At 72.9% G+C, this 22,844-nt stretch carries 23 protein-coding genes; 9 read left to right on the top strand and 14 right to left on the bottom strand.

Annotated features, from left to right (window positions below; translation table 11 throughout):
- Nucleotides 1–100: 100 nt before the first annotated feature.
- Entirely contained in the window at nucleotides 101–802 is a 702-nt protein-coding gene (locus ACFYXU_RS13760; RefSeq protein ID WP_329849614.1) for an MBL fold metallo-hydrolase, read from the top strand.
- Nucleotides 803–869: 67 nt separating this feature from the next.
- Here ACFYXU_RS13760 and ACFYXU_RS13755 read toward each other — a convergent pair whose 3' ends face one another.
- Nucleotides 870–1,904, bottom strand: coding sequence for an NUDIX domain-containing protein (locus ACFYXU_RS13755; RefSeq protein ID WP_389409023.1), 1,035 nt, complete (start codon nucleotides 1,902–1,904; stop codon nucleotides 870–872).
- 135 nt (nucleotides 1,905–2,039) lie between these two features.
- Here ACFYXU_RS13755 and ACFYXU_RS13750 point away from each other — a divergent pair, with 135 nt between their 5' ends.
- The gene (locus ACFYXU_RS13750; protein ID WP_329849616.1) at nucleotides 2,040–2,219 is read left to right on the top strand and encodes a hypothetical protein; all 180 of its coding nucleotides are present in this window, start codon (nucleotides 2,040–2,042) and stop codon (nucleotides 2,217–2,219) included.
- A gap of 112 nt (nucleotides 2,220–2,331) precedes the next feature.
- Here ACFYXU_RS13750 and ACFYXU_RS13745 read toward each other — a convergent pair whose 3' ends face one another.
- On the bottom strand, nucleotides 2,332–3,282 hold the full coding sequence (locus tag ACFYXU_RS13745) for an ROK family protein (protein ID WP_389409022.1): 951 nt from the start codon (nucleotides 3,280–3,282) through the stop codon (nucleotides 2,332–2,334).
- Nucleotides 3,283–3,419: 137 nt separating this feature from the next.
- Between ACFYXU_RS13745 and ACFYXU_RS13740 the strand changes: the two genes are divergently transcribed.
- Nucleotides 3,420–4,454: a LacI family DNA-binding transcriptional regulator gene (locus tag ACFYXU_RS13740; protein ID WP_389409021.1), complete on the top strand. Its 1,035-nt coding sequence runs from the start codon at nucleotides 3,420–3,422 to the stop codon at nucleotides 4,452–4,454.
- A gap of 45 nt (nucleotides 4,455–4,499) precedes the next feature.
- On the opposite strand, the gene ACFYXU_RS13735 is transcribed toward ACFYXU_RS13740, so the two are convergent.
- The 6 genes from ACFYXU_RS13735 to ACFYXU_RS13710 all read right to left on the bottom strand — a co-directional run bounded on the left by ACFYXU_RS13735 (nucleotide 4,500) and on the right by ACFYXU_RS13710 (nucleotide 11,045).
- Nucleotides 4,500–6,476 (bottom strand): serine/threonine-protein kinase, encoded by a 1,977-nt coding sequence (locus tag ACFYXU_RS13735; protein WP_389409020.1) that lies wholly within the window; start codon nucleotides 6,474–6,476, stop codon nucleotides 4,500–4,502.
- Between the two features lie 70 nt (nucleotides 6,477–6,546).
- Nucleotides 6,547–7,839, bottom strand: a complete 1,293-nt coding sequence (locus ACFYXU_RS13730; RefSeq protein WP_329849623.1) for a DUF6986 family protein — start codon at nucleotides 7,837–7,839, stop codon at nucleotides 6,547–6,549.
- Between the two features lie 154 nt (nucleotides 7,840–7,993).
- A complete protein-coding gene (locus ACFYXU_RS13725; protein ID WP_389409019.1) occupies nucleotides 7,994–8,956 on the bottom strand; it encodes an electron transfer flavoprotein subunit alpha/FixB family protein in 963 nt (320 codons plus the stop codon).
- A gap of 63 nt (nucleotides 8,957–9,019) precedes the next feature.
- Nucleotides 9,020–9,805, bottom strand: a complete 786-nt coding sequence (locus ACFYXU_RS13720) for an electron transfer flavoprotein subunit beta/FixA family protein (protein ID WP_361401323.1) — start codon at nucleotides 9,803–9,805, stop codon at nucleotides 9,020–9,022.
- 200 nt (nucleotides 9,806–10,005) lie between these two features.
- Complete coding sequence (locus ACFYXU_RS13715) at nucleotides 10,006–10,536, bottom strand: flavin reductase family protein (RefSeq protein ID WP_361401432.1); 531 nt, start codon at nucleotides 10,534–10,536, stop codon at nucleotides 10,006–10,008.
- A gap of 197 nt (nucleotides 10,537–10,733) precedes the next feature.
- A complete protein-coding gene (locus ACFYXU_RS13710; protein ID WP_329849627.1) occupies nucleotides 10,734–11,045 on the bottom strand; it encodes a thioredoxin family protein in 312 nt (103 codons plus the stop codon).
- A 223-nt stretch (nucleotides 11,046–11,268) separates the two neighbouring features.
- Here ACFYXU_RS13710 and ACFYXU_RS13705 point away from each other — a divergent pair, with 223 nt between their 5' ends.
- Nucleotides 11,269–11,991 (top strand): lysophospholipid acyltransferase family protein, encoded by a 723-nt coding sequence (locus ACFYXU_RS13705; protein WP_376516948.1) that lies wholly within the window; start codon nucleotides 11,269–11,271, stop codon nucleotides 11,989–11,991.
- Between the two features lie 22 nt (nucleotides 11,992–12,013).
- On the opposite strand, the gene ACFYXU_RS13700 is transcribed toward ACFYXU_RS13705, so the two are convergent.
- The 5 genes from ACFYXU_RS13700 to ACFYXU_RS13680 all read right to left on the bottom strand — a co-directional run bounded on the left by ACFYXU_RS13700 (nucleotide 12,014) and on the right by ACFYXU_RS13680 (nucleotide 16,676).
- Nucleotides 12,014–12,613, bottom strand: coding sequence for a transglutaminase family protein (locus ACFYXU_RS13700; RefSeq protein ID WP_389457744.1), 600 nt, complete (start codon nucleotides 12,611–12,613; stop codon nucleotides 12,014–12,016).
- Between the two features lie 74 nt (nucleotides 12,614–12,687).
- Complete coding sequence (locus ACFYXU_RS13695; RefSeq protein ID WP_376516952.1) at nucleotides 12,688–13,767, bottom strand: threonine aldolase family protein; 1,080 nt, start codon at nucleotides 13,765–13,767, stop codon at nucleotides 12,688–12,690.
- Nucleotides 13,764–14,525 (bottom strand): SDR family NAD(P)-dependent oxidoreductase, encoded by a 762-nt coding sequence (locus tag ACFYXU_RS13690; RefSeq protein ID WP_389409063.1) that lies wholly within the window; start codon nucleotides 14,523–14,525, stop codon nucleotides 13,764–13,766. Before ACFYXU_RS13690 ends, ACFYXU_RS13695 begins: the two co-directional genes overlap by 4 nt.
- Nucleotides 14,526–14,560: 35 nt before the next feature.
- Complete coding sequence (locus tag ACFYXU_RS13685) at nucleotides 14,561–15,967, bottom strand: DUF6421 family protein (protein ID WP_329849632.1); 1,407 nt, start codon at nucleotides 15,965–15,967, stop codon at nucleotides 14,561–14,563.
- A gap of 157 nt (nucleotides 15,968–16,124) precedes the next feature.
- The gene (locus tag ACFYXU_RS13680; protein ID WP_361401312.1) at nucleotides 16,125–16,676 is read right to left on the bottom strand and encodes a GNAT family N-acetyltransferase; all 552 of its coding nucleotides are present in this window, start codon (nucleotides 16,674–16,676) and stop codon (nucleotides 16,125–16,127) included.
- Between the two features lie 173 nt (nucleotides 16,677–16,849).
- Here ACFYXU_RS13680 and ACFYXU_RS13675 point away from each other — a divergent pair, with 173 nt between their 5' ends.
- The 4 genes from ACFYXU_RS13675 to ACFYXU_RS13660 all read left to right on the top strand — a co-directional run bounded on the left by ACFYXU_RS13675 (nucleotide 16,850) and on the right by ACFYXU_RS13660 (nucleotide 20,297).
- Nucleotides 16,850–17,419, top strand: coding sequence for a DUF5134 domain-containing protein (locus ACFYXU_RS13675; RefSeq protein ID WP_376516942.1), 570 nt, complete (start codon nucleotides 16,850–16,852; stop codon nucleotides 17,417–17,419).
- 277 nt (nucleotides 17,420–17,696) lie between these two features.
- A complete protein-coding gene (locus tag ACFYXU_RS13670) occupies nucleotides 17,697–18,632 on the top strand; it encodes a M56 family metallopeptidase (RefSeq protein WP_329849638.1) in 936 nt (311 codons plus the stop codon).
- 234 nt (nucleotides 18,633–18,866) lie between these two features.
- Nucleotides 18,867–19,541: a phosphatase PAP2 family protein gene (locus ACFYXU_RS13665; RefSeq protein WP_389457741.1), complete on the top strand. Its 675-nt coding sequence runs from the start codon at nucleotides 18,867–18,869 to the stop codon at nucleotides 19,539–19,541.
- 129 nt (nucleotides 19,542–19,670) lie between these two features.
- The gene (locus tag ACFYXU_RS13660; RefSeq protein ID WP_329849641.1) at nucleotides 19,671–20,297 is read left to right on the top strand and encodes a helix-turn-helix domain-containing protein; all 627 of its coding nucleotides are present in this window, start codon (nucleotides 19,671–19,673) and stop codon (nucleotides 20,295–20,297) included.
- A 128-nt stretch (nucleotides 20,298–20,425) separates the two neighbouring features.
- Here ACFYXU_RS13660 and ACFYXU_RS13655 read toward each other — a convergent pair whose 3' ends face one another.
- Nucleotides 20,426–21,967: an LVIVD repeat-containing protein gene (locus ACFYXU_RS13655; protein ID WP_389409015.1), complete on the bottom strand. Its 1,542-nt coding sequence runs from the start codon at nucleotides 21,965–21,967 to the stop codon at nucleotides 20,426–20,428.
- 176 nt (nucleotides 21,968–22,143) lie between these two features.
- On the opposite strand from ACFYXU_RS13655, the gene ACFYXU_RS13650 reads away from it, so the two are divergent.
- Nucleotides 22,144–22,794, top strand: a complete 651-nt coding sequence (locus ACFYXU_RS13650; protein ID WP_389409014.1) for a DUF305 domain-containing protein — start codon at nucleotides 22,144–22,146, stop codon at nucleotides 22,792–22,794.
- Nucleotides 22,795–22,844: the final 50 nt, after the last annotated feature.

Below are 22,844 nucleotides of genomic sequence, written 5' to 3'. Positions count from 1 at the left end.
TCGGTGCCGGGCCCGGCAGCGGATCGGTTCAGCGTTGGGCGAAGCTCGCCGAGAGCGTAGAAGGGCACGGCGGACCTGCGTGGATGCGTAGGTTCGCCGTATGACATCCATCGGACTCGCCCGGATCACCCCCCGACTCCACCTCCTGGACTTCTCCATCGGTCAGGCCTATCTGTGGCAGGACGGGGAGGAGCTGACCCTGATCGACGCCGGCTGGGCCGGTGCGGCGGACGGCATCGCCGAGGCGATACGGTCGGCCGGCCTGGACCCGGAGCGGCTGCGCCGGATCGTGCTGACGCACTGCCACCGGGACCACGTGGGCTCGGCGCAGGAGCTGGCGGACCGGTACGGGGCGGAGATCCTCGCGCACCGGCTGGACGCGCCGGTGATCCGGGGCGAGGCGCCGGTCCCCGAGCCCGATCTGCTCGACTGGGAGCGTCCGATCTTCGCGCACGGCCTGACCTCGCCGGAGGCCCCGCCCACCCGGGTCGACCGGGAGGTCGAGGACGGCGAGGAGCTGGGCTTCGGCGACGGGGCCGTGGTCGTGCACGCCCCGGGGCACACGCCCGGCTCGATCGCCGTCCATCTGCCGCGCCACGGCGTGCTGTTCGCCGGGGACACGGTGGCCTCGGTGCCGGACGTCATGTTCGGCGTCCTGCACGTCGACCGCGCCCTCGCCCTCGACTCGATGCGGGCGCTCGCGAAGCTCACCCCCTCGGTGCTGTGCTGCGGCCACGGCGCGCCGGTGACCGCGGACACGGCGGAGCGGCTGACGGCGGCGGCAGCGGAGGCACGGGCGTAGAGGTGTCCCGTCGGATCGGGCCGGGCTCTCGACGCCCGACCGGCGGGACGCCTCCCGGGGATCCCCGTCAGCCCACCGGGACGCCCGCCTCCAGGTTGAGGACGGTGCCGCGCTCGCGGGCGCGCAGGGCCCAGTGGAGGCGGCGGTAGCGGACGGGCGGCAGCAGGGCCTCGGCCTCCTCCTCGGTGACGAACCGCCAGCCTCGGAGCTCGGAGCCGGGGAGGCGGAGGCGTGCCGCGTCGGCCGCCCGCAGGGTGCCGCCGTCGAAGAGGAGGCGCAGCCCGCCGTAGCCGGGCGGCTGGGGGCGCTCCCAGTCGACGAGCAACAGGCGGGGCACGGATTCGAGTGCGAGACCGATCTCCTCGGCCACCTCGCGCATGCCCGCCCGGGCGGGGGCCTCGCCGGCCTCGACGACCCCGCCGGGGAACTCCCAGCCGGGCTTGTAGGTGGGGTCGACGAGGAGGAACCGGTCCTGTTCGTCGAAGAGCAGCACCCCGGCGGCGAGCGTCTCGCGCGTGGGCTCGGGCGTCTGGACGATGCCGCAGGGGGCGACCCGGCCGGCGCGGACCGCGTCGGCGACGGCCCGGGCGGCCTCGGCCGCCGTGAGGGCCGAGGTGTCGAGCGTGTACGCGTCGGCTGCGAGCCAGTCCAGGGCGACGCGGTACTGCGGCAGGTGCTGGTGACACCACTCCCGCACGCGGGCGTCCACCGCCGGGTCGCCGAACTCCGCCCGCCCGTCGATCCGCTCCCGCAGGATCGTTTCCTCCGGAGCGAGGAGCACATGGCGCACCTCGATGCGCCGGGCGGCGAGCCCGCCGAAGATCTCGTCCCGGTACTCCTGGCGGAGCAGGGTCATCGGGACGACGAGCACGCCGCCGACCTCGGCGAGCAGGGCGGCCGCGGTGTCGACGACCATCCGGCGCCAGATCGGCAGGTCCTGATAGTCCTCGACCTCCGCGAGCCGCTTGGCCGGGAGGAGCCGGCGCAGCTCCCCGCCGGTGAGCTCGGGGTCGTACAAGGTGCTGTTCGGGATCAGATCGACCAGCTCGCGCGCGGTGCTCGACTTTCCCGCGCCGAACGTACCGTTGACCCAGACGATCACGTTTCCCCCTCTTCGACGGCCCCCAGTGGCTTGCCCGCAACACCCTGCCACGGAAACCACGAGCCTTGTCTCGGCATGGGCGTGACACTTCCGGGCACCCGTCGTTGAGAACGGAGAGCACGAGGGGGTGCGGAGATGAGTCGTACGGTTCTCGAACGGTTTCCGGCCGGCGGCCCGCGGGGCAGCCTGCCGGCGGAGGAGTTCGCCGGGGCGCGACGCGGCGAGGGGGTGCCGGCCCGGGTCGTCATGGACCTGGAGTCCGACACGTTCCTGGTGATCGTCGAACAGCGGACCTTGGAGCGGGTCCGGGAGTGAGTTCCGGTGCGGGTCGGTGGCGCCTCCGCGTCGGAGACGCGTACGGGTCAGGGACGCGTACGGGTCGGTGACAGGTGCGGGTCGGTGACAGGCGGTCGGTGACAGGTGCGGGTCAGGGACGGACGTCCCCCGGCATCGCCGCCGCAGCCGCGCCGAGGAGGCCCGCGTCCGTGCCGGTGACGGCGGGGACGACCGTCAGGTCCCGGACGAACGAGAGCGTGGCGTAGTCACGGAGGCCGCGCCGGAGCGGGGCGAAGAGGACCTCCCCGGCGCCCGCCACCCCGCCGCCGACGACCGCGATGTCGATCTCGACGAGGGCGGCGGTGGCGGCGATGCCCGCCGCGAGCGCCCGCGCGGCGCGCTCGAACGAGGCGATCGCGACCGGGTCCCCGGCCTGCGCGGCGGCGGCCACGGCCGCGGCGGAGACGTCCCCGTCGGGGCCCGGCCGCCAGCCGTCGTCCAGGGCCCGGCGCGCCAGGTGCGGGCCGCTGGCGACGCGCTCGACGCAGCCGCGCCCGCCGCAGGCGCAGGGGTCGCCGTCCAGGTCCACCGGGACGTGGCCGATGTGACCGGCGTTGCCGGTGGGTCCGGGGTGGATCCGGCCGTCGAGGACGAGGCCGCCACCGACGCCCGTGGAGACCACCAGGCACAGGGCGTTGGCGTGCCCGCGGGCCGCGCCCAGCCAGTGTTCGGCGGCCGTCATGGCGACGCCGTCGCCGACGAGGGTGACCGGGCGGCCTCCGGCGGCCCGGCCGACCCGCTCGACGAGCGGGAAGTCGCGCCAGCCGGGCACGTTGACCGGGCTGACGGTCCCCCGGGAGGCGTCGACCGGTCCCGCGCTGCCGATGCCGACGGCCGTCGCGGACGCCCAGAGCGGAGAGCCCGCCAGGTCCGCCAGGACCGCCCCGACCGCCGCCATCACCGTCTCGGCGTCCTCACGCGCGGGCGTGGGCCGCTGCGCGCGGAGCCGGATCCGGCCCGCGCGGTCGACCAGGGCCCCGGCGATCTTGGTGCCCCCGATGTCGAGGGCGGCGACGAGGCCGGTGGCCGGGTCGGTGTGCATGGGCGCGGGGTCTCCCGTCGGCGGTCGGTCGGGGGGCGGGAAGTGGTTCCGTACAGTCTTACCTCCTCTGACAACGTTGTCCAGGCTCTATGCTCGAACCGAGATCGACTCGACACCCTCCGGAGGAACCGCGCACCGTGGCCGACATCGCCAGCCGCACCGAGTCCCGTTACGGCAATCGGCCCACCATGAAGGACGTCGCCGCACGGGCCGGCGTCGGCCTCAAGACGGTGTCCCGGGTCGTCAACGGTGAAGCGGGCGTCACCCCCGACACCGAACGCCGGGTGCGGGAGGCCATCGAGGCCCTCGGCTTCCGCCGCAACGACAGTGCCCGCGTCCTGCGCAAGGGCAGGACGGCGACCGTCGGACTGGTCCTGGAGGACCTCGCCGACCCGTTCTACGGGCCGCTCAGCCGGGCCGTGGAGGAGGTCGCGCGGGCGCACGGGGCGCTGCTGTTCAACGGCTCCAGCGCCGAGGACCCGGACCGCGAGCAGGAGTTGGCGCTCGCGCTCTGCGCCCGCCGGGTCGACGGCCTCATCGTCATCCCGGCAGGGGACGACCACCGTTATCTGGAGCCCGAGATGAGGGCGGGGGTCGCCACGGTCTTCGTCGACCGTCCCGCCGGACGGATCGAAGCCGACGCCGTCCTCTCCGACAGCTTCGGCGGCGCACGCGCGGGCGTGGCCCATCTCATCGCGCACGGCCACCGCAGGATCGGCTTCATCGGCGACCGGCCCCGCATCCACACAGCCGCCGAACGGCTGCGCGGTTACCGCGCGGCGATGGACGACGCGGGCCTCCCCGTCCGGGACGCCTGGGTGTCCCTCGGGTCCACCGACCCGGAGCGGGTGAGCGCGGCGGTACGGGAGATGCGGGCGGCACCCGAGCCGGTGACGGCGCTGTTCTCGGGGAACAACCGGGTCACCGTGACCGTCGTCCGGGCGCTCGCCCGGCACGGGCGGCCGGTGGCCCTGGTGGGCTTCGACGACATCGAGCTGGCCGATCTGCTCGGCGTCACCGTCGTGGCCCAGGACGCCGCCGCGCTGGGCCGGACGGCGGCGGAGCGTCTCTTCCGGCGCCTCGACGGGGCCGAGGAGGCGCCGGAGCGGCTGGTGCTGGGCACGACGCTGCTCGCCCGCGGATCGGGCGAGATCGCGCCGCCGGCCGCCTGAGCCGCCTCTCGCCGGAGCGACGACGGACCCGTCGGGTCGGCCGGATCAGCAGGTCCGCAGGCCCGCCACGGGACCGCCGCCCGCGCCGCCGGACAGGTGGAGCACGCTGAGGTAGACGTTGGTGTTGCCGCTGTCGTCGTCGGTGCGGGCGAACCAGCGGCTGACGGCGCCGCCGTACGACTCGGTCCGGTCGAGGTCCACCTGGCAGAAGAAGACGTGCGGCCCCGCGCCGACCGTGCCCATCTCCCCGCCGTCGTAGCGGGTGGTGGTGGCACTCCGTACCACCTGGCAGGTCGCGGAGGAGCCCGAGGCGGTGCAGCCGGAGGCGGGCGGCGGGGTGGTGGGCGCGGTCGTGGCGCCGCCCCCGCCCCCGGAGGGGTCCCGGGTCGCGGCGGTGCTCCCGCCCTGCCTGCCCGGGGCCGTCGTGGCGCCACCCGCACCGCCCGGACCGCTCCCGCCGGACGCGGTGCCCGGTCCCGTACCGCCCGTGTCCGTGCCGCCCGCCGACGGGTCGGGGCCTGAGCCGTCCGAGCCGGGGCCGCCGGTGGCCGGTGCTCCGCCGGCCGCGGCGCCCGACGCCCGGCCCACGGGGGTGGTGCCGGGGGACGGCGTGCCGGTGCCGGTCGGGCGTCCGGAGGGCGCGGTGCTGCTCCCCGGGTCCAGGACGCGGCCGGGGTCGCCCACAGTGCCGCCGCCCGCGTCCCCGTCCCGCGGGGTCCCCGAGGCGCGCGCGGTGTCGTCGCCGTCCATGAGGGCGTACGTGATGCCGCCGCCGGCCAGCAGGACGGCGGCCACGGCGGCGGCGACCAGGGCGTTGCTCCGGCGGGGCCGGGTCCCGGCGCGCCGCGCGGCCCGCGCCCCGGCCCGTCCGGTCGTGCCCGCGTCGAGCGGGGCGGCAGGCACCGGGACGGCGGGCCCGAAGGCCCCGGCGGGTGGCGCGGCGAGGGGCGGCGGGGTCCGCGCCGGGCCCGCGTGGGGGTTCCCGTGCGCCCCTTCCGCGTACGGGTTCGCCTCGGGGGCACCTGCGTACGGGTGCACCGCCGGGACGTCCGCGTAGGCGTTCGCCTCAGGGACGGCCGCGTACGGGCGCGGCGCCTGGGCCTCCGGCGCCGGCGGCTCGGCGGCGACGGGCGCGGGCGGTGCCCCCGGAGCCGTGGCTCCGCCCGTCACCGCCTCGGGGCGGGGCTCCGTGTCCGCCAGGACGTCGAGCAGTCGGGCCGCCTCGCGGGCGGTCGGCCGGGCGGCGGGGTCCTTGTCCAGGAGCCGGAGCAGGACCGGGGCGAGGGCTCCGGCGCGGCGGGGCTCCGGAAGGGGTTCGGTGACGATGGCGGCCAGGGTCGACCAGGTCGACGTGCGACGGAAGGGCGAGGCGCCCTCGACCGCCGCGTACAGGGTCGCGCCCAGCGCCCAGACGTCGGACGCGGGCCCCGGATCCTGACCCAGGGCGCGCTCGGGGGCGAGGAAGTCGAGGGATCCGACGATCTCGCCGCTGCGCGTGAGGTGGGTCGCGGAGCCGTCGCCGGGGTCCTCCATCGTGGCGATGCCGAAGTCGGTGAGGACGACCCGGCCCGAGGGGTCGAGCAAGATGTTGCCGGGCTTCACGTCCCGGTGGAGGACGCCCACGTCGTGCGCGGCGGCCAGTGCCTCCAGGACGCGGGCGCCGATGCGGGCGGCCTCGGCGGGCTCCACGGTGCCGCGCTCGCCGAGGACGTCGTCGAGGGAGGGCCCCTCGACGAGCTCCATGACGATGACCGGCCGGCCCTCGTGCTCGGTGACGTCGTGCACGGCCACCACTCCGGGGTGACGGACCCGGGCGGCGGCGCGGGCCTCGCGGGTCATCCGCAGGCGCAGGTCGGCGAGTTCGGGCGCCGCCGCGTCGGAGAACGTACGGAGTTCCTTGACGGCCACCTCGCGGCCGAGGACCTCGTCGACGGCCCGCCAGACGACGCCCATGCCTCCTCTGCCGAGTCGGCGCACGATTCTGTAGCGGCCCGCGAGCCGCCCGTTCTCCCCCGATGACACCGCTGCCCCGTCCCCTGTCGATCATGTGAACTCGACCAGAGTACGGGGCAGTTGGCCAGAAAGTGACCGTTTAGCGATCAGTCGTGACCGTGAGGTCGCCTCGGCGCGGGGCGGCGAAGCGGTCCAGGTCGGCGCGGGTCATACCGGTGAGGGCGTCGACCTCGGCGGTGTCGAGCGCGCCGCACTGGAGGCCGCGCAGCAGGTAGGAGGCGAGGGCCTTGGCCGTGGCGGGCTCGTCCATGACGTCGCCGCCGGCGTGGTTGGCGTAGGCGGAGAGTCGCTTGGCGGCGGTCTCGAAGCCTTCGCGGTAGAAGGCGAAGACGGCGGCGTAGCGGGTGGGGATGTGGCCGGGGTGCATGTCCCAGCCCTGGTAGTAGGCGCGGGAGAGGGCGCGGCGGGTGAGGCCGTAGTGCAGGCGCCAGGCCTCGTGGACGTGGGCGGTGGAGCCGACGGGCAGGACGTTGGTGGAGCCGTCGGAGACGCGGACGCCGGTGCCGGCGGCGGCGACCTGCATGATCGCCTTGGCGTGGTCGGCGGCCGGGTGGTCGCTCGCCTGGTAGGCGGCGGACACCCCGAGGCAGGCGCTGTAGTCGAAGGTGCCGTAGTGCAGTCCGGTGGCGCGGCCCTCGGCGGCGTCGATCATGCGGGCGACGGCGGCGGTGCCGTCGGCGGCCAGGATGGACTGGCTGGTCTCGATCTGGATCTCGAAGCCGAGGCGGCCCGCGTCGAGGCCGTGGGCCTTCTCGAAGGCCTCCAGGAGCCGGACGAAGGCGGTGACCTGCTCCGGGTAGGTCACCTTGGGGAGGGTGAGGACGAGGCCGTCGGGGAGGCCGCCGTTCTCCAGGAGGCCGGTGAGGAAGACGTCCGTGGTGCGGATGCCCCGGTCGCGTACGGCCGCCTCCATGCACTTCATCCGGATGCCCATGTACGGGGCGGCGGTTCCGTTCGCGTACGCCTCGGAGATCAGGCGGGCGGCGCGGGCGGCGTCGTGGTCCTCGTCCTGCCCGGCGTAGCCGTCCTCGAAGTCCACGCGGAGGTCCTCGATGGGCTCGCGCTCCAGCTTGGCCCGTACGCGGCTGTGGACGTCCTCGGCGAGGTCGTCCGAGAGGCCGAGGACGGCGGCGAAGGACGCGGCGTCGGGGGCGTGCTCGTCGAGGGCGGCGAGGGCCTGGTCACCCCAGGAGCGGATCGTTCCGGCGTCGAAGACGTTGCCCGGGACGTAGACGGTGTGGACGGGCTGGCGGGTGCCGGGGTCTCCCGGGTAGCGCCGGTCGAGCTCGGCGTCCACCGCTGCGAGCGAGGCGCTGATGCCCTCGCTGACCGCGCCCGCGAGGCTCGTCGACACCTTCTCCTGCTGACCCATCCTGCATCCTCCTGTTTTCCGCTTCACGGAATCAACAATCCGTATAGCGAAGTTAATAGGCGCCGGGACCTGCGTCAATGGTTGTCCGAAACGGCCGGGGGCCGCACGGCGAAAGATCGCCGTGCGGCCCCCGGGACCGAAGAACCGCAGGTCATCAGCCCTTGCGGGTCTTGACCTCTTCGGTGAGCTGCGGGACGACGTCGAAGAGGTCGCCGACGACGCCGTAGTCGACGAGGTCGAAGATCGGGGCCTCGGCGTCCTTGTTGATCGCGACGATCGTCTTCGAGGTCTGCATGCCCGCGCGGTGCTGGATCGCACCGGAGATGCCGGAGGCGATGTACAGCTGCGGCGAGACCGACTTGCCGGTCTGGCCGACCTGGTTGGCGTGCGGGTACCAGCCGGCGTCGACGGCGGCGCGGGAGGCGCCGACGGCGGCACCGAGCGAGTCGGCGAGCGCCTCGATGATCGCGAAGTTCTCCGCGCCGTTGACGCCGCGTCCGCCCGAGACCACGATCGCGGCCTCGGTCAGCTCCGGGCGGCCGGTCGACTCGCGCGGGGTGCGCGCGGTGACCTTGGTGCCGGTGGCCAGCTCGCCGAAGGAGACCGCGAGGGCCTCGACGGCGCCGGCGGCCGGGGCGGCCTCGACGGGAGCCGAGTTCGGCTTGACCGTGATGACCGGGGCGCCCTTGGAGACGCGGGACTTGGTGGTGAAGGAGGCGGCGAACGCGGACTGCGTCGCGACCGGGCCCTCGTCACCGGCCTCCAGGTCCACGGCGTCGGTGATGATGCCGGAGCCGATGCGGACCGCGAGGCGGGCGGCGATCTCCTTGCCCTCGGCGGAGGACGGGACGAGCACGGCGGCCGGGGACACCGCGGCGACGGCGGCCTGGAGCGCGTCGACCTTCGGGACGACCAGGTAGTCGGCGAACTCGGGGGCGTCGGCGGTGAGGACCTTGACGGCACCGTGCTCGGCGAGCGCGGCGGCGGTGTCGGCGGCGCCGTTGCCCAGCGCGACGGCGACCGGGTCACCGATGCGGCGGGCGAGCGTCAGCAGCTCCAGGGTGGGCTTGCGGACGGCTCCGTCGACGTGGTCGACGTAGACGAGGATGTCAGCCATGGGACTTCAATCTCCTGCGAAGGGGGCGGTCTGAGGGGAACGGGCGCGGTTCGCGCGAGCCCTTTAGATGAACTTCTGGCTCGCGAGGAACCCGGCCAGCTCCTTGCCGCCCTCGCCCTCGTCCTTGACGATCGTGCCCGCGGTGCGCGCCGGACGCTCGGCAGCGGAGTCCACCGCCGTCCAGGAGCCCTCGAGGCCGACCTCGTCGGCGTCGATCTCCAGGTCCTCCAGGTCCAGGGACTCGACCGGCTTCTTCTTGGCGGCCATGATGCCCTTGAAGGACGGGTAGCGGGCCTCGCCCGACTGGTCCGTCACGGAGACGACGGCCGGAAGCGAGGCCTCCAGCTGCTCCGACGCGGTGTCGCCGTCGCGGCGGCCGGTCACGACGCCGCCGTCGATCTTGACCTCGGAGAGCAGCGTGACCTGCGGGACGCCCAGGCGCTCGGCGAGGATCGCCGGAAGCACGCCCATGGTGCCGTCGGTGGAGGCCATGCCCGCGATGACGACGTCGTAGCCGACCTTCTCGATGGCCTTGGCGAGCACGAGCGAGGTACCCATGACGTCCGTGCCGTGCAGGTCGTCGTCCTCGACGTGGACGGCCTTGTCGGCACCCATGGAAAGCGCCTTGCGCAGGGCGTCCTTGGCGTCCTCGGGGCCGACCGTGATCACGGTGACCTCGGCGTCGTCGGCCTCTTCGGAGATCTGAAGGGCCTGCTCGACGGCGTACTCGTCGAGCTCCGACAGAAGGCCGTCGACGTCGTCGCGGTCGACGGTCAGGTCATCGGCGAAGTGCCGGTCGCCGGTGGCGTCGGGCACGTACTTCACACAGACAACGATCCTCAAGCTCACGCCGGCTCTCCTACTGCATCGGTCATAACTGGGCTGCCTTGTTGCTCGCAGCATAGGCGCCTGAAGGGCGGGTTTCCGGTCGGGGCGCCTGACGCCCCGACCCAAATATTACTCGCCAGTACACCCAGTTCGTTACCGCTGAGCAAGCGCTCAGGCGTGTGACCTTGCCAACGCGCGGAGAGCGGCGCGCACGGGAACTCTCAGTCGCGCAGCGCGTTGAAGCGGCCGTGGTGGTAGAGGAGCGGGCGCCCCGCCCCGTCCGGATCCCCGGCGACCGCCTGCGCGATCACGATCCGGTGGTCCCCCGCGGGCACCCGGGCCACCACGCGGCAGACCAACCAGGCGAGGACGCCGTCGAGCACGGGCACGCCCTCGGGGCCGACGCTCCAGCGGGTTCCCTCGCCGAAGCGGTCGGCGCCGCTGCGCGCGAAGGTGGCCGCGAGGTCCTGCTGGTGCTCGCCGAGTATGTGCACCCCGATGTACTCGGCCTCGGAGACGACCGGCCAGCTGGAGGAGCCCGTGCCCACCCCGAAGGAGATCAGCGGGGGTTCGGCGGCCACGGAGTTGAGCGAGGTCGCGGTGAAGCCGACGGGCCGCTCGCCCTGCGCGGTGACGACCGCGACTCCGGCGGCGTGCCGGCGGAAGACGGAGCGGAGCAGATCGGGTGAGGCCTGCCGGGGTGCGCCGATCGTGGGAACCGTGCTGAGCTGGAGGTCCGGAGTGACCGTCATGGAGTTGTCCTTCTGCGAGGGCGTCATGAGTGGAGTCCTGGGGTGGTCAGACACCCGGACAGCGCGCGCTCGCGTTGCGGGCCAGGTCCACGTGGGCCCGGCCGTAGAGAAGGAGTTCTATGGGCACCACGCCAGGGTGACGATCGGTGGACGGTGCAGTCAAGTGGGTACCGGGATGTGGGAGAAGTGTCACGGCGTCAGACCGCCCGGCCGAGCGCGGCGATGACGTCCGCGCGGCGGGGCTGCCCGGCGGCCCGGCGGACGACGCGCCCGGCGGCGTCGAGGACGAGGACGGTCGGGGTGCGGGCGATGCCGAGCTCCCGCACCAGGTCGAGCCGCGCCTCGGCGTCGATCTCCACGTGCCCCACGCCCGGCACCATCGCGGCGACCTCGGCGAGGGTGCGGCGGGTGGCCCGGCAGGGCTGGCAGAACGCCGTCGAGAACTGGACGAGGGTGGCCCTCTCCCCCAGCGCGGCGCCGAGCGCCTCCGGCCCCAGGACCTCGGTCATGCCACTCCCCTTCAGTCGTCCGTTCCCCAGGTGCAGCACCGGACCCCGCGGATCGATTCCCGCCACGGCCACCGCGAGTGACGAGAATCTCCCTGTACGAAGGCGTCTGGACTGGTCACGAGGCCCCGCATGGGGCACGATCTGCCCAAAGCCGAAAACCTACGGCCGCGTAACTTCGCCGGGAGAACCCGCTCCGGGCGCCTGAAGAAGAGGTTCCTCTCCGATGGCAGAACTCGTCTATCGACCGGTCGTCGGTGCCGCGCTGACCCTGTTCAAGGCGCTCGACCTGAAGATCGACACCCAGGGTGCGGAGCACATCCCCCGGACGGGCGGCGCCGTGCTCGTGAGCAACCACATCAGCTATCTGGACTTCATCTTCACCGGTCTCGCCACGCTGCCGCAGAAGCGCCTCGTGCGCTTCATGGCGAAGGACTCCGTCTTCAAGCACAAGATCTCCGGGCCGCTCATGCGCGGCATGAAGCACATCCCGGTGGACCGCGCCGCGGGCGAACACGCCTACAAGCACGCCCTGGAGTCGCTGCGCGCCGGGGAGATCATCGGTGTCTTCCCCGAGGCGACCATCTCGCAGTCCTTCACGCTCAAGAGCTTCAAGACGGGTGCCGCGCGACTGGCGCAGGAGGCGGGCGTCCCGCTGATCCCGATGGCGCTGTGGGGCACCCAGCGACTCTGGACGAAGGGCCGGCCCCGGAACTTCAAGCGGAGCCACATCCCGGTCACGATCCGCGTCGGCGAGCCCGTCGAGGCTCCCGCCGACCAGTACGCGGGCGCGATCACCCGGCGGCTGCGCGAGCGCGTCCAGGAGCTCCTGGAGGCCGCCCAGCGCGCCTACCCGGTGCGCCCCAAGGACGCGAGCGACACCTGGTGGGTGCCGGCGCACCTCGGCGGTACGGCTCCGACGCCGGCCCAGGTCAAGGACGCCGGCTGACGCGGCCGCGCCGCCCGTCGGCTCAGAGGCCGGTCGGCAGCGTCCGTTCGAGGGCCGCGCGGTCCGGCGCGGCCTTCAGGGCCGCCAGGACGGCCGGGTGCGGCTCCGCGTACAGCTCGGGGTGGTTCACCTCCCCGAGGCCGGGCCGTACGGTCCAGGCGAGCCGCTCCTCCCGCAGCGAGAACCGGGCGTCGACGCCCGGCTTGTTCCCCCGCACGTCCTGGCGGGCCCAGACGCGCTCGCCGGGCAGCAGGACGGCGACCAGGCCGTGGACGACCGGGTCCGAGCCGTCGTCCTCGGTGAGCCGCTGGTAGCAGAGGGCCGCCGGGATGCCGCGGGCCCTCAGCAGCGCCGCGTAGGCGATGGACTTGGCGTAGCAGATGCCGGTGCGGAGCTCCAGGACGTCCGAGGCGCGCCAGGTGACGCGGGGGTCGCCGGAGTCCATGGAGTGCGGGATCGTGTCGCGGACGAGGACATAGGCCGCCTCGGCGTATGAGTATGCGTCGGGGTGATCGTCGGCGAGGTGTCGCGCCGTCCTCGTGACGAGCGGGTGGTCATGGTCGACCGCTTCTCCCACTGCGAGATACGCATGGATGTCGGGGTTCTGCTGGATGAGTTCCATGCGGGACGACCCTATGAAGACGGCCGGACAGAGTCAATGACTTTCCGTCCGGCCGTATATTCATGCATCGCTCGTCAGCGCGCCATCTCTTCCTTCAGGGCCTGGAGGAAGGCGTCCACGTCGTCCTCCGTGGTGTCGAAGGCGCACATCCAGCGGACGTCACCGGCGGCCTCGTCCCAGAAGTAGAAGCGGAACCGTTCCTGCAGGCGTCGGCTCACCTCGTGCGGGAGGCGGGCGAAGACCGCGTTGGCCTGCACCGGGTAGAGGATCTCCACCCCGTCGACCTCGCGCACCCCGGCGGCGAGGCGGCGGGCCATCGCGTTGGCGTGACGCGCGTTGCGCAGCCACAGGTCCTTCGCGAGGAGGGCCTCCAGCTGCACCGACACGAAGCGCATCTTCGAGGCGAGCTGCATGGACAGCTTGCGCAGGTGCTTCATGTGGCTGACCGCGTCGGGGTTGAGGACGACGACGGCCTCGCCGAAGAGCATGCCGTTCTTCGTGCCTCCGTACGAGATGACGTCCACGCCGGCCGCGTTCGTGAACGCGCGCATCGGGACGTCGAGCGAGGCGGCCGCGTTGGCGATGCGGGCCCCGTCGAGGTGCACCTTCATGCCCTTGGCGTGGGCGTGCTCGACGATCGCCCGGATCTCCTCCACCGTGTAGACGGTGCCGAGCTCCGTGTTCTGGGTGATCGAGACGACCTGGGGCATGGCCCGGTGCTCGTCCTCCCAGCCCCAGGCCTGCCGGTCGATGAGCTCGGGGGTGAGCTTGCCGTCCGGGGTCGGGACGGTGAGCAGCTTGAGGCCGCCCATCCGCTCCGGCGCGCCGCCCTCGTCCACGTTGATGTGGGCGCTCTCGGCGCAGATGACGGCGCCCCAGCGGTCGGTGAGCGCCTGGAGGGCGGTCACGTTCGCCCCGGTCCCGTTGAAGACCGGGAACGCCTCGGCGGAGGAGCCGAAGTGGCTGTGCATGATCCGCTGGAGGTGATCGGTGTACTGGTCCTCGCCGTAGGCGACCTGGTGGCCTTCGTTGGCGAGGGCGAGGGCCGCGAGGACCTCGGGGTGTGCGCCGGCGTAGTTGTCGCTGGCGAAGCCCCGGACCGACGGGTCGTGGTGACGACGCGCGTCGGTCCTGGGGCCGAGTGCCGGGGTCACGGCTTGGGGGTCAGCCACAGACGCTGTCCATTCACTTCCTGGGCGGGCTTGTCCCAGAGCCCGGCGATCTCGTCGGCCAGGTCCTTGACGTCGGTGAAGCCCGCGAACTTCGCGTGGGGGCGCTCGGCGCGCATGGCGTCGTGCACCAATGCCTTGATCACCAGGATGGCAGCCGCCGCCTGCGGACCGTCGTCGCCCCCCAGCTTGCGGAAGGAGTCCGCCATGGCCAGGGTCCACGCCTCGGCGGCCGCCTTGCCCGCGTTGTACGCGGCGTTGTTGGCGACCGGCTTGTGCGCGCCGGACTGGCTGATCAGGGCGTACCGCCCGCGCCCGCCGGCGCGCAGCAGCCCGTCGTGGAAGGCGAGCGAGGTGTGCTGGACCGTGCGGATCAGGAGCTTCTCCAGGAAGTCCCAGTCCTTGGGGTCGGACTCGGTGAAGGAGGGGGCGCCGCGCCAGCCGCCGACGAGGTGGACCAGGCCGTCGATCCGGCCGAACTCCTTCTCGGTCTTCGCCGCCCAGTCGCGCGTGGCGTCCAGGTCGAGGAGGTCGACGGTGTCGCCGACGACCTTGGCCCCGCCGTGCGCGTAGCGGGCGGCGTCGACGGCCTCGGCGAGGCGCGCCGGGTCGGCGTCGGAGGCGACGACCGTGGCGCCGGCCTCGGCCAGTCGCTGGAGCGCGGCCCGGCCCGCGGGACCGGCCGCGCCGGCGACCGCGATGACGGCGCCGTCGAGCGGTCCGCCGTTTCCGTTGGAGATCATGGGCGACGCCTCCTCGGTGTTCTCGGTGAGGTCGCTCACGCGGCGGCCCGCTCGGTGCTCGGGACGTCGGCGGCGGTGATCCCCTTGGTGTCGGCGATCACGCCCTTCAGCCTCTTGGCGAGGGCCTCAAAGAACATGCTGAGCGGAAACTCGTCCGGAAGCACGTCGTCGACGAGCTTGCGGGGCGGCAGCGAGAGGTCGAGGGCGTCGGGACCCTTGGCCCACTTCGATCCCGGGTGCGGGGCGAGGTAGCCGGAGACGAACTCGTACGCCTTGAACCAGTGGACCAGCTTCGGGCGGTCGATGCCCTCGCGGTAGAGGGTCTCGATCTCGGAGCAGAGGCGGTTGGTGACCTCGGGGGCCCGGTCCCAGTCGATCCTCAGGATGTTGTCCGTCCAGCGCACCACGTCGTTCCGGTGGAGGTACGCGAAGAGGAGCTGGCCACCCAGGCCGTCGTAGTTCCGGTTGCGGTCGCCGGTGAGCGGGAAGCGGAACATCCGGTCGAAGAGGACGGCGTACTGCACGTCACGGCCGTGCGCGTTGCCCTCGGCCTCCAGCTTCACGGCCTCCTTGAAGGCGGTGAGGTCGCAGCGGAGCTCCTCCAGGCCGTACATCCAGAAGGGCTGGCGCTGCTTGATCATGAAGGGGTCGAAGGGCAGGTCGCCGCGGCTGTGGGCGCGGTCGTGGACCAGGTCCCAGAGGGCGAAGGCCTGCTCGCAGCGCTTCTGGTCGCCGAGCATGACGGCGATGTCCTCGGGGAGCGTCACGCCGAGGGTGTCGACGGCCGCCTCGGTGACCTTGCGGAAGCGCGCGGCCTCGCGGTCGCAGAAGATGCCGCCCCAGGTGAAGCGCTCCGGGACCTCGCGGACGGCGACGGTCTCGGGGAAGAGGACGGCCGAGTTGGTGTCGTAGCCGGCGGTGAAGTCCTCGAAGGTGATGCCGCAGAAGCCGGGGTTGTCGTAACGGGTGCGCTCCAGCTCGGACAGCCACTCGGGCCAGACCATGCGGAGCACGACGGCCTCGAAGTTGCGGTCCGGGTTGCCGTTCTGCGTGTACATCGGGAAGAGCACGAGGTGCTGGAGCCCGTCGGCGCGGCCGCTGGCCGGGTGGAACTCCATGAGGGAGTCCAGGAAGTCCGGCACCGCGAAGCCGCCCTCGACCCAGTGGCGCAGGTCCGCGACGAGGGCGCGGTGGTAGGCGCCGTCGTGCGGGAGGAGCGGGGAGAGCTGCTCGACGGCCGCGACCAGGCGGTCGACGGTCAGCTCGGCGAGCGCGCGGGCGGGGGCGCCCTCGGCCTCGAAGTCGATGGAGCCGTCCGGGCGCTGCCAGGGACGGATCTCCTCCACGGCATTCTTGAGCTCGGTCCAGGCCGGGTGGTCGATCACAGGGGCGTCGGTGGATATCCCCCCACCGGTCACGTCCTGCACAAGAATTTCCGTCATGCCTCTTCCTCCACAGGAGAACCTTGCGTCAGGACAACGTAACCAGTGACGACTGATTCCCACAAGGGGAGACAAGGGAAATTATCCTGCGAGACCCCCCAGAAGACAGAAGTTTTTCCTGCGAACCAGGGGGTAGGCGCTTCTTCCGCCGTACGGATCAGCCCAGCGGCTTGATCAGCAGCTCGAACTCCAGGTCGTCGCGCTGGGGCAGGCCGAAGCGCTCGTCGCCGTACGGGAAGGGGGTCGTCCGGCCGGTGCGCCGGTAGCCGCGCCGCTCGTACCAGGCGATGAGCTCCTCGCGCACCGAGATCACCGTCATGTGCATCTCGCGCGCGTCCCACAGCTCGCGCACCCGGCGCTCCGCCTCCGCGATGATCTGCTTGCCCAGACCCGCGCCCTGGAGGTCGGGACGGACCGCGAACATGCCGAAGTAGGCCGCCTCGCCCCGGTGCTCCAGCTGGCAGCAGGCGACGAGCTCGCCGTCGCGCTCGACGACCAGGAGACGGCTCCCGGGCGCCTCGATGACCGCGGCGACGCCCTCGGGGTCGGTGCGCTGCCCCTGGAGGATGTCCGCCTCCGTCGTCCAGCCGCCGCGGCTGGCGTCGCCCCGGTAGGCCGACTCCACGAGCGGGACGAGCGCCGGGACGTCGTCGAGGACCGCCTCGCGGTAGCTGATCCGGCCGGTCTCCTGGGACGTGGCGGTGTCCATGTGTTTCGGGCTCCCCTCGGGCGCTGACGATCGGCGTGCGCGATCGTCCCGAGCCTAACGCGCGCGCCCCTTCGCTCCCCTCGTACACCCGTGCGCACCTGTGCGCCCGCGTGCGGCGCCGGGCGGACGGGCAGCCTTCCTCCCGGGGGACGGCGTCCAGGGGAGGTGTGCCCGTGCACGGAGCGGCCCTGACCGGGTGGCTGCTGGTCGCGCTGTGCGCGGCGACGGGCGCGTACTGCCTGCTGCGGATGCGCGCCTGCGTCGGCGCGGAGCGGCGGGCCGCGGGCGGCGAGGCGGTGATGGGCTTCGGCATGGCCCTGATGGCGCTTCCCGCCGCCGCCCTCAGTCCGCCGCAGTGGAGCTGGACGCTGTACGCGGCCGTCTTCGGCGCCGCGACGCTGCACGGCCTGCTCGCGCTCCGGCACGGCGGCCGCCATCTGCACCACCTGGTCGGCTCGCTCGCCATGGTCTACATGGCGCTGGCGATGGCGGCCCCCGACGCTGCGGGGGCGCACGCGGGGCACACGGCCGGGGCCATGGGGCCCGCGGGAGGCATACCCCTGCTCACCGGCGGCCTCCTCCTCTACTACATGGCGTACGTGCTGCGCGCCGGGACACGGCTCGTCCCGGTGGCGGCGACCGAGGGCGGACCGGGGCCGGCCTGGGCGACCCGGCCGGAGCTGACGCTCGCCTGCCGCCTCGCCATGGCGCTCGCGATGCTGGCGATGCTGGTGACGCTGTGAGGCGGCGCGCGCCCGGGCGTGAGGGGTGACGCAATGGAGCCGCGTGTGCGGACCCGGGCGGTGACACAGCGAGGCCCCGCGCCCGGACCCGGGCGGGTGACGCAATGAGGCCGCGTGCAGCCGGACCTGGCCGGTGACGTCGTAAGGCGGCGCGCCCGGCGCGCCTCCCCTGGATCCGGCCCCGCGGCGGCGGCTTCCGGCCAACCAAACCGTGGCGTACGTCACTTGCCGCACGCGCCCGTACCCCCGGTGCGTACCGCGCTCATAGGGTGACGCCATGTGGGTCTCCCTCGCGCTGTTCCTGCTCGGCGTCCTGACCGCCCTCGCGGCCCCCCGGCTGCTGTCCCGGGCGGACTGGGTCGAGCGAGAACCCGTGGTGGCCCTGTGGGTGTGGCAGTGCGTGGTGGCCGCCGTACTGCTGAGCTTCGCGCTCTCCATGACCTTCAGCGCCTCGGCCGCCTGGCAGGCCGTCCGGGGGCAGGTCTTCGCGGGCGCGCCGCGCGCCGTGGTCGACGCGTACGAGCTCGGCACGTCCGGTCCCTGGTCCGCGGTCCTCGCGGTCGTCCTCGCGGCCGGCGGGCTCTGGTCCGGGGCGATGCTGGGCCGCGAGATCGGTCTGGCCCGCGCCCGGCGCAGGCAGCGGCACTGCGAGCTGCTGGTCCGCGCGCCCCTGCTGCCCGGGGAGCTGCCGGGCAGCGAGCGGCTCGTCGTCCTGGAGGGCGAGCGGGCGCACGCCTGGTGGCTGGCGGGCTCCACGCCCCAGCTCGTCATCACGACCGCCGCGCTGCGACGGTTGAAGGGGCGTCAGCTGGACGCGGTCCTGGCGCACGAGCAGGGCCACGCCCGGGCCCGGCACGACTGGCTGCTGCACAGCTCGGGGGCACTGGCGGCCGGATTCCCGGGGATCCCGGTCTTCGCGGCCTTCCGCGAGGAGATGCACCGGCTGGTGGAGCTGGCCGCCGACGACGTGGCCTCGCGCCGCTTCGGCCGGCTGACGATAGCCCTCGCCCTGGTCGAACTGAACGAGGACCGGGGCGTGTTCGGCCCCGGCCCGGCCCCCGCCGCGGACCTCCCCCAGCGGGTGAACCGGCTGCTCACGGCCGCGCCGCGCCTCACCGCCGGGCGCCGGCTCCGCCTGACGGCCGCGGCGTCCCTGGTGCCCGTGGTCCCGGTGCTCGTGGCCTTCGTCCCGGCGCTCCGCACACTGGGCTGACGGCGGGTGCGAGCTCGCGCGACCGGGAGCGGCCGGACAGCCGTGGACGACCCGACCGCCGACGGGCCGACGACTGACGGGCCCGCCGGTGGCGCGGTCCGGGCCGGACCCAGGGGCCCGGCCGCCCCGGGGGCGGTGGAGCGGCGCGGACCCGGGGACCCGGCCGACCGGACGGCGGCGCGCGGTGGACCCGGGGAGGGCGGTGCGGGGCTCGCCGTCGGGCAGGATCGGGGGATGCGCACCTCCGCCGTGATCTCCGGGGCCCTGGCCGTGGTCCTGCTCGTGCTCGTCGTCGTGGGGTGGTCGCCGCTGCTCTCCCTCGACCGGTCGGTCGCCGAGTCCCTCCACCGCAGCGCCCTCGCCCACCCCGGGTTCACCCACGTCAACCGGATCCTCTCCGACTGGGTGTGGGACCCCTGGACGATGCGCGCCCTGGCCGCCGTCGCCGTGGTGCTGCTGTGGTGGCGGCGGGAGCGGCGGACGGCGCTGTGGGTCGCCGGGACGAGCCTGCTGGCCGTCGGGCTCCAGCAGGCCCTCAAGGCGCTGGTGGGGCGGGACCGGCCGCAGTGGAGCGACCCGGTCGACTCCGCGCACTACGCCGCCTTCCCCTCGGGGCACGCGATGACGGCGACCGTCACCTGCGGACTGCTCCTCTGGGTCCTCGCCCTGCACTGGCGCGAGGAGTGGCGTGGCTGGGGCACGCTCGCGGGCGCGGCGGTCGTCTCGGTGCTCGGGGTCGGCTGGACGCGGGTCTACCTGGGCGTGCACTGGCCCTCGGACGTCGTCGAGGGGTGGCTGCTCGGCTGGTGCTGCGTGGCCGTGGCGGTGCTCGCGTACCGGCGGACCGCACCGGACCCGGACGGCGGAGACGCCGCGAGCGGTGGGAGCAGAATGGGAGAAAGACGATGAAGCCGCCTGTTCTGGACGATCCCCCGTGTCGCCCAGAACAGACGGCGTCCCCGGCGGTGTGCCACACGGGCATGCCGACGGGATGCGCCGAGTATATTGGCCGGCAGCCAGTCAACGCAGGAGTCCAGCATGTCCCCGCGTAGCCCATCGGTCAATGAAGAGCTGCGACGCAGGTCGCGGGAGCGCATCCTCCAGGCCACCGTGGACCTGGTCGACGCCCACGGCTACGAGGCGACCACGCTCGGCGACATAGCGGAGCGGGCCGGGACGGCGCGGGGACTGATCTCGTACTACTTCCCCGGCAAGCACGTGCTGCTCCAGGCGGCGGTGCACCGGCTGATGCACCTCACGCTGGAGGAGGCGCTCGAACGGGAGCCACGCACGGAGGACGGCCGCGAGCGGCTCGCCCGGGCGGTCGACGCGATCCTGGGGCTCGCGGTGACGCGGCCCACCCTGATGCGGACCCACATGGCGGGCATCCTGCAGGCCGACGGATTCGTGCAGTGCGAGGAGCAGCAGCGCCTGGCGTTCCTGCTGCGGGACACGGTCACGCGCTACGGCTCCCCGGACGTGGAGACGGACTACCCGCTGCTGCGCGCCCTGCTGATGGGCTCGGTGGTGGCGGTGCTGCTGCCGGGCGCCCCGATGCCGCTGGCGCGCCTGCGGTGGGAGCTCTTCCAGCGGTACGGGCTCGACTGGGAGGCGGGCGCGCCGCCGGACGGGGGTCCGCCCGACGGCGCGCCGCGATCACCGTAGAGGGGCCGTCGCCAGGTGGTCACCGCCCGGCGACGTGCCGGACGGTGACCTGGTGAGGTGCCCGAGTGGCGGGCCTGATGACCTGCTCGGTGACGAGCCCGGTGGCGGGCCTGGTGACCGCCCGGTGATCAGTGCCGGAAGTCGTCGAAGTAGTCCGGCTGCGTCTGGACGTTGAGCTCGTCCATCCGGATGCGCTTCGCCGGGTCCGTACGGCGGTCGGAGAGCTTCAGGACGTCGAAGCCCTTCGCGATGTCGTTCGAGTAGATGTGGCCGTTGTAGTAGTACGCGGACCACGAGCCGCCGGTCGCGACGGTGGTGGCGGACAGCGGGCCGCGCTCGAAGTAGGCGATCTCCTTCGGCGCGGAGGAGTTCGTGAAGTCCCAGACGGAGACACCGCCCTGGTACCAGGACTGGACCATGAGGTCCTTGCCCTTGACCGGGATCAGCGAGCCGTTGTGGGCGACGCAGTTCTCGGTGTCGGCCTGGTGGCGCGGAATCTTGAAGTAACCGCGGAAGACGAGCTTGCGCCGGTCGCCCTTGCCGACGATGTCGTAGATGCCGTCGGCGCCGCGGTTCGGGCCGATCTCAGCGTTGCAGGTGGCGGCGCCGCCACCGCCGAGCTCGTCGGTGAAGACGACCTTGTCCGCCTTCTGGTTGAAGGTCGCGGAGTGCCAGAAGGCGAAGTTGACGTTGTCCTGGACCTGGTCGATCACCCGCGGGTGCTCGGGGTCCTTGATGTCGAAGAGGATGCCGTCACCCATGCAGGCGCCGGCCGCGAGGTCCTTCTCCGGCAGCACGGTGATGTCGTGGCACCCGGTGGTCTTGGAGACGCCCGGGTTGGTGGGCGAGCCCGGGTTGCCGCCGCCGTCCGGGCCCTCGCCCGGGAAGAGGACGGGGAAGTTGACGACGGCCGCCTTCTCGGGCGCCTTGCGCGGCACCTTGATGACAGAGATGCCGTCGTGCGGGGGCTGGCAGTCGGGGAAGGCGGCGTTGGGCGAGTACGAGGAGACGTACACGTACACGTTCTTGCCCTTGGGCAGGATCGTGTGGGTGTGCGAACCGCAGGCGGTCTCGACGGCGGCGACGTACTTCGGGTTGGCGATGTCGCTGATGTCGAAGATCTTCATGCCCTCCCAGGATTCCTTCACCGAGGCGGGCTGCGTCGTGCTGGCGCACGAGTTGTCGCTGCGGGAGGAGTCGGTGGAGAGGAAGAGCAGGTTCCCGGAGACCGAGATGTCGTTCTGGGACCCCGGGCAGAGGACCTGGGCGACGGTCTTCGGGGTCTTCGGGTTGCTGATGTCGTAGATGCGGAAGCCGTCGTAGTTTCCGGCGAACGCGTACTTGCCCTGGAACGCCAGGTCCGTGTTGAGGCCCTGGAGGGCGTCCTTGGGGACGTTCGCGAGGTGCTCGATGTTCTTGCTGTGGACGATCTCGTCCACGCCGGGTATCTCGCCGCTCTGGATGGCGGAGCGCGCTTCGGCCGCCTGCTGCGAGGAGACCGCGCCCCGCGCGGGGGCGGCGTCTCCTGGGTCGGGGGTGGCGGCCGCGGGGCCTGCGGCGAGCAGTGTGGCCAGCAGCCCGGCGGCGGCGGATGCCACGCCCAGGCGTCTGACCCGGGCACGCGGGGCTCGCGTGTCGGACGTGGTACGCGGGGTACGCAACGAAGTCACTCCGTCCTCCCTGGTGTCCGTTCGGCTGTGAACGGGTGTGGGACCCCGGCAGTATCTTCCGTGGCGTGGACATCTCAACAGATGGCAACACAGACGTAATGAAGGTTTTTGATCGGTCCCCGCGAGAAAAGTGCTAGGAACGGTCACTGAGCCCGCAAGAACACCTGGAGGTCGCGTTGTTGATCCGCCGTCAGCGTGCCGTCACCCTCGCGACCCTGTCCGTCGTGGCCGTACTCGCCCTGGGTGCCTGCGAGTCGGGGTCCGGCCAGGACGCGCCGCGGGCCGGTGCCTCGACCGCGCCCTCGGTGGTGGCACCGGGCAAGCCCGGCGAGCCGGCCCGGCGGATATCCCCCGAGGAGGCCGCCCGGCTACTCCCCGACGAGAGCCCGAACGGCGCCGACTTCCGGTACGCGCAGATGATGATCGTGCACCACGAGCAGGCCCTGACGATGACGGAACTGGCCCCGGCGCGGGCGTCCTCGCCTCAGGTGAAGAAGGTCGCGGAGCGGATCGCGTCGGCCCAGCGGCCGGAGATCGACGCGATGGAAGGTTGGCTGAAAAACAACGGCGGTCCGCGTGAACAGGGCGCCCACGACCACCACTCGATGCCGGGCATGGCGACCGAGGCGCAACTGACACAGCTGAGGAAGGCGAAGGGCGAGGCCTTCGACGCCCTCTTCCTGAAGCTGATGATCAGGCATCACGAGGGTGCCGTGACGATGGCCGCCGAGGTGCTGAGCGAGGGGAACAACGTCCTCGTCGAGGAGATGGCGAACGACGTGATCGCCCAGCAGACCTCGGAGATCAACCGGATGCGTTCCCTGTAACTCCCCCGGGGGGGCGAGGGCGGCGACCGTCGGAGCGGGCCGCCCTCGGG

Source organism: Streptomyces sp. NPDC002232 (genome assembly GCF_042890295.1).
Lineage (GTDB): Bacteria > Actinomycetota > Actinomycetes > Streptomycetales > Streptomycetaceae > Streptomyces.
The sequence above is the reverse complement of the archived record's forward strand: the minus strand, read 5'-3'. Positions and strand labels throughout refer to the sequence as shown.

Bases quoted from the DNA above. Each gene is read 5' to 3' on its own strand.
- ACFYXU_RS13685 (WP_329849632.1), bottom strand. From the start codon at position 15,967: ATGACGGAAATTCTTGTGCAGGACGTGACCGGTGGGGGGATATCCACC.
- ACFYXU_RS13725 (WP_389409019.1), bottom strand. From the start codon at position 8,956: ATGGCTGACATCCTCGTCTACGTCGACCACGTCGACGGAGCCGTCCGC.
- ACFYXU_RS13700 (WP_389457744.1), bottom strand. From the start codon at position 12,613: ATGGAACTCATCCAGCAGAACCCCGACATCCATGCGTATCTCGCAGTG.
- ACFYXU_RS13745 (WP_389409022.1), bottom strand. From the start codon at position 3,282: ATGCACACCGACCCGGCCACCGGCCTCGTCGCCGCCCTCGACATCGGG.
- ACFYXU_RS13670 (WP_329849638.1), top strand. From the start codon at position 17,697: ATGTGGGTCTCCCTCGCGCTGTTCCTGCTCGGCGTCCTGACCGCCCTC.
- ACFYXU_RS13705 (WP_376516948.1), top strand. From the start codon at position 11,269: ATGGCAGAACTCGTCTATCGACCGGTCGTCGGTGCCGCGCTGACCCTG.
- ACFYXU_RS13680 (WP_361401312.1), bottom strand. From the start codon at position 16,676: ATGGACACCGCCACGTCCCAGGAGACCGGCCGGATCAGCTACCGCGAG.
- ACFYXU_RS13760 (WP_329849614.1), top strand. From the start codon at position 101: ATGACATCCATCGGACTCGCCCGGATCACCCCCCGACTCCACCTCCTG.
- ACFYXU_RS13750 (WP_329849616.1), top strand. From the start codon at position 2,040: ATGAGTCGTACGGTTCTCGAACGGTTTCCGGCCGGCGGCCCGCGGGGC.
- ACFYXU_RS13690 (WP_389409063.1), bottom strand. From the start codon at position 14,525: ATGATCTCCAACGGAAACGGCGGACCGCTCGACGGCGCCGTCATCGCG.
- ACFYXU_RS13710 (WP_329849627.1), bottom strand. From the start codon at position 11,045: ATGACCGAGGTCCTGGGGCCGGAGGCGCTCGGCGCCGCGCTGGGGGAG.
- ACFYXU_RS13730 (WP_329849623.1), bottom strand. From the start codon at position 7,839: ATGGGTCAGCAGGAGAAGGTGTCGACGAGCCTCGCGGGCGCGGTCAGC.
- ACFYXU_RS13665 (WP_389457741.1), top strand. From the start codon at position 18,867: ATGCGCACCTCCGCCGTGATCTCCGGGGCCCTGGCCGTGGTCCTGCTC.
- ACFYXU_RS13715 (WP_361401432.1), bottom strand. From the start codon at position 10,536: ATGACGGTCACTCCGGACCTCCAGCTCAGCACGGTTCCCACGATCGGC.
- ACFYXU_RS13660 (WP_329849641.1), top strand. From the start codon at position 19,671: ATGTCCCCGCGTAGCCCATCGGTCAATGAAGAGCTGCGACGCAGGTCG.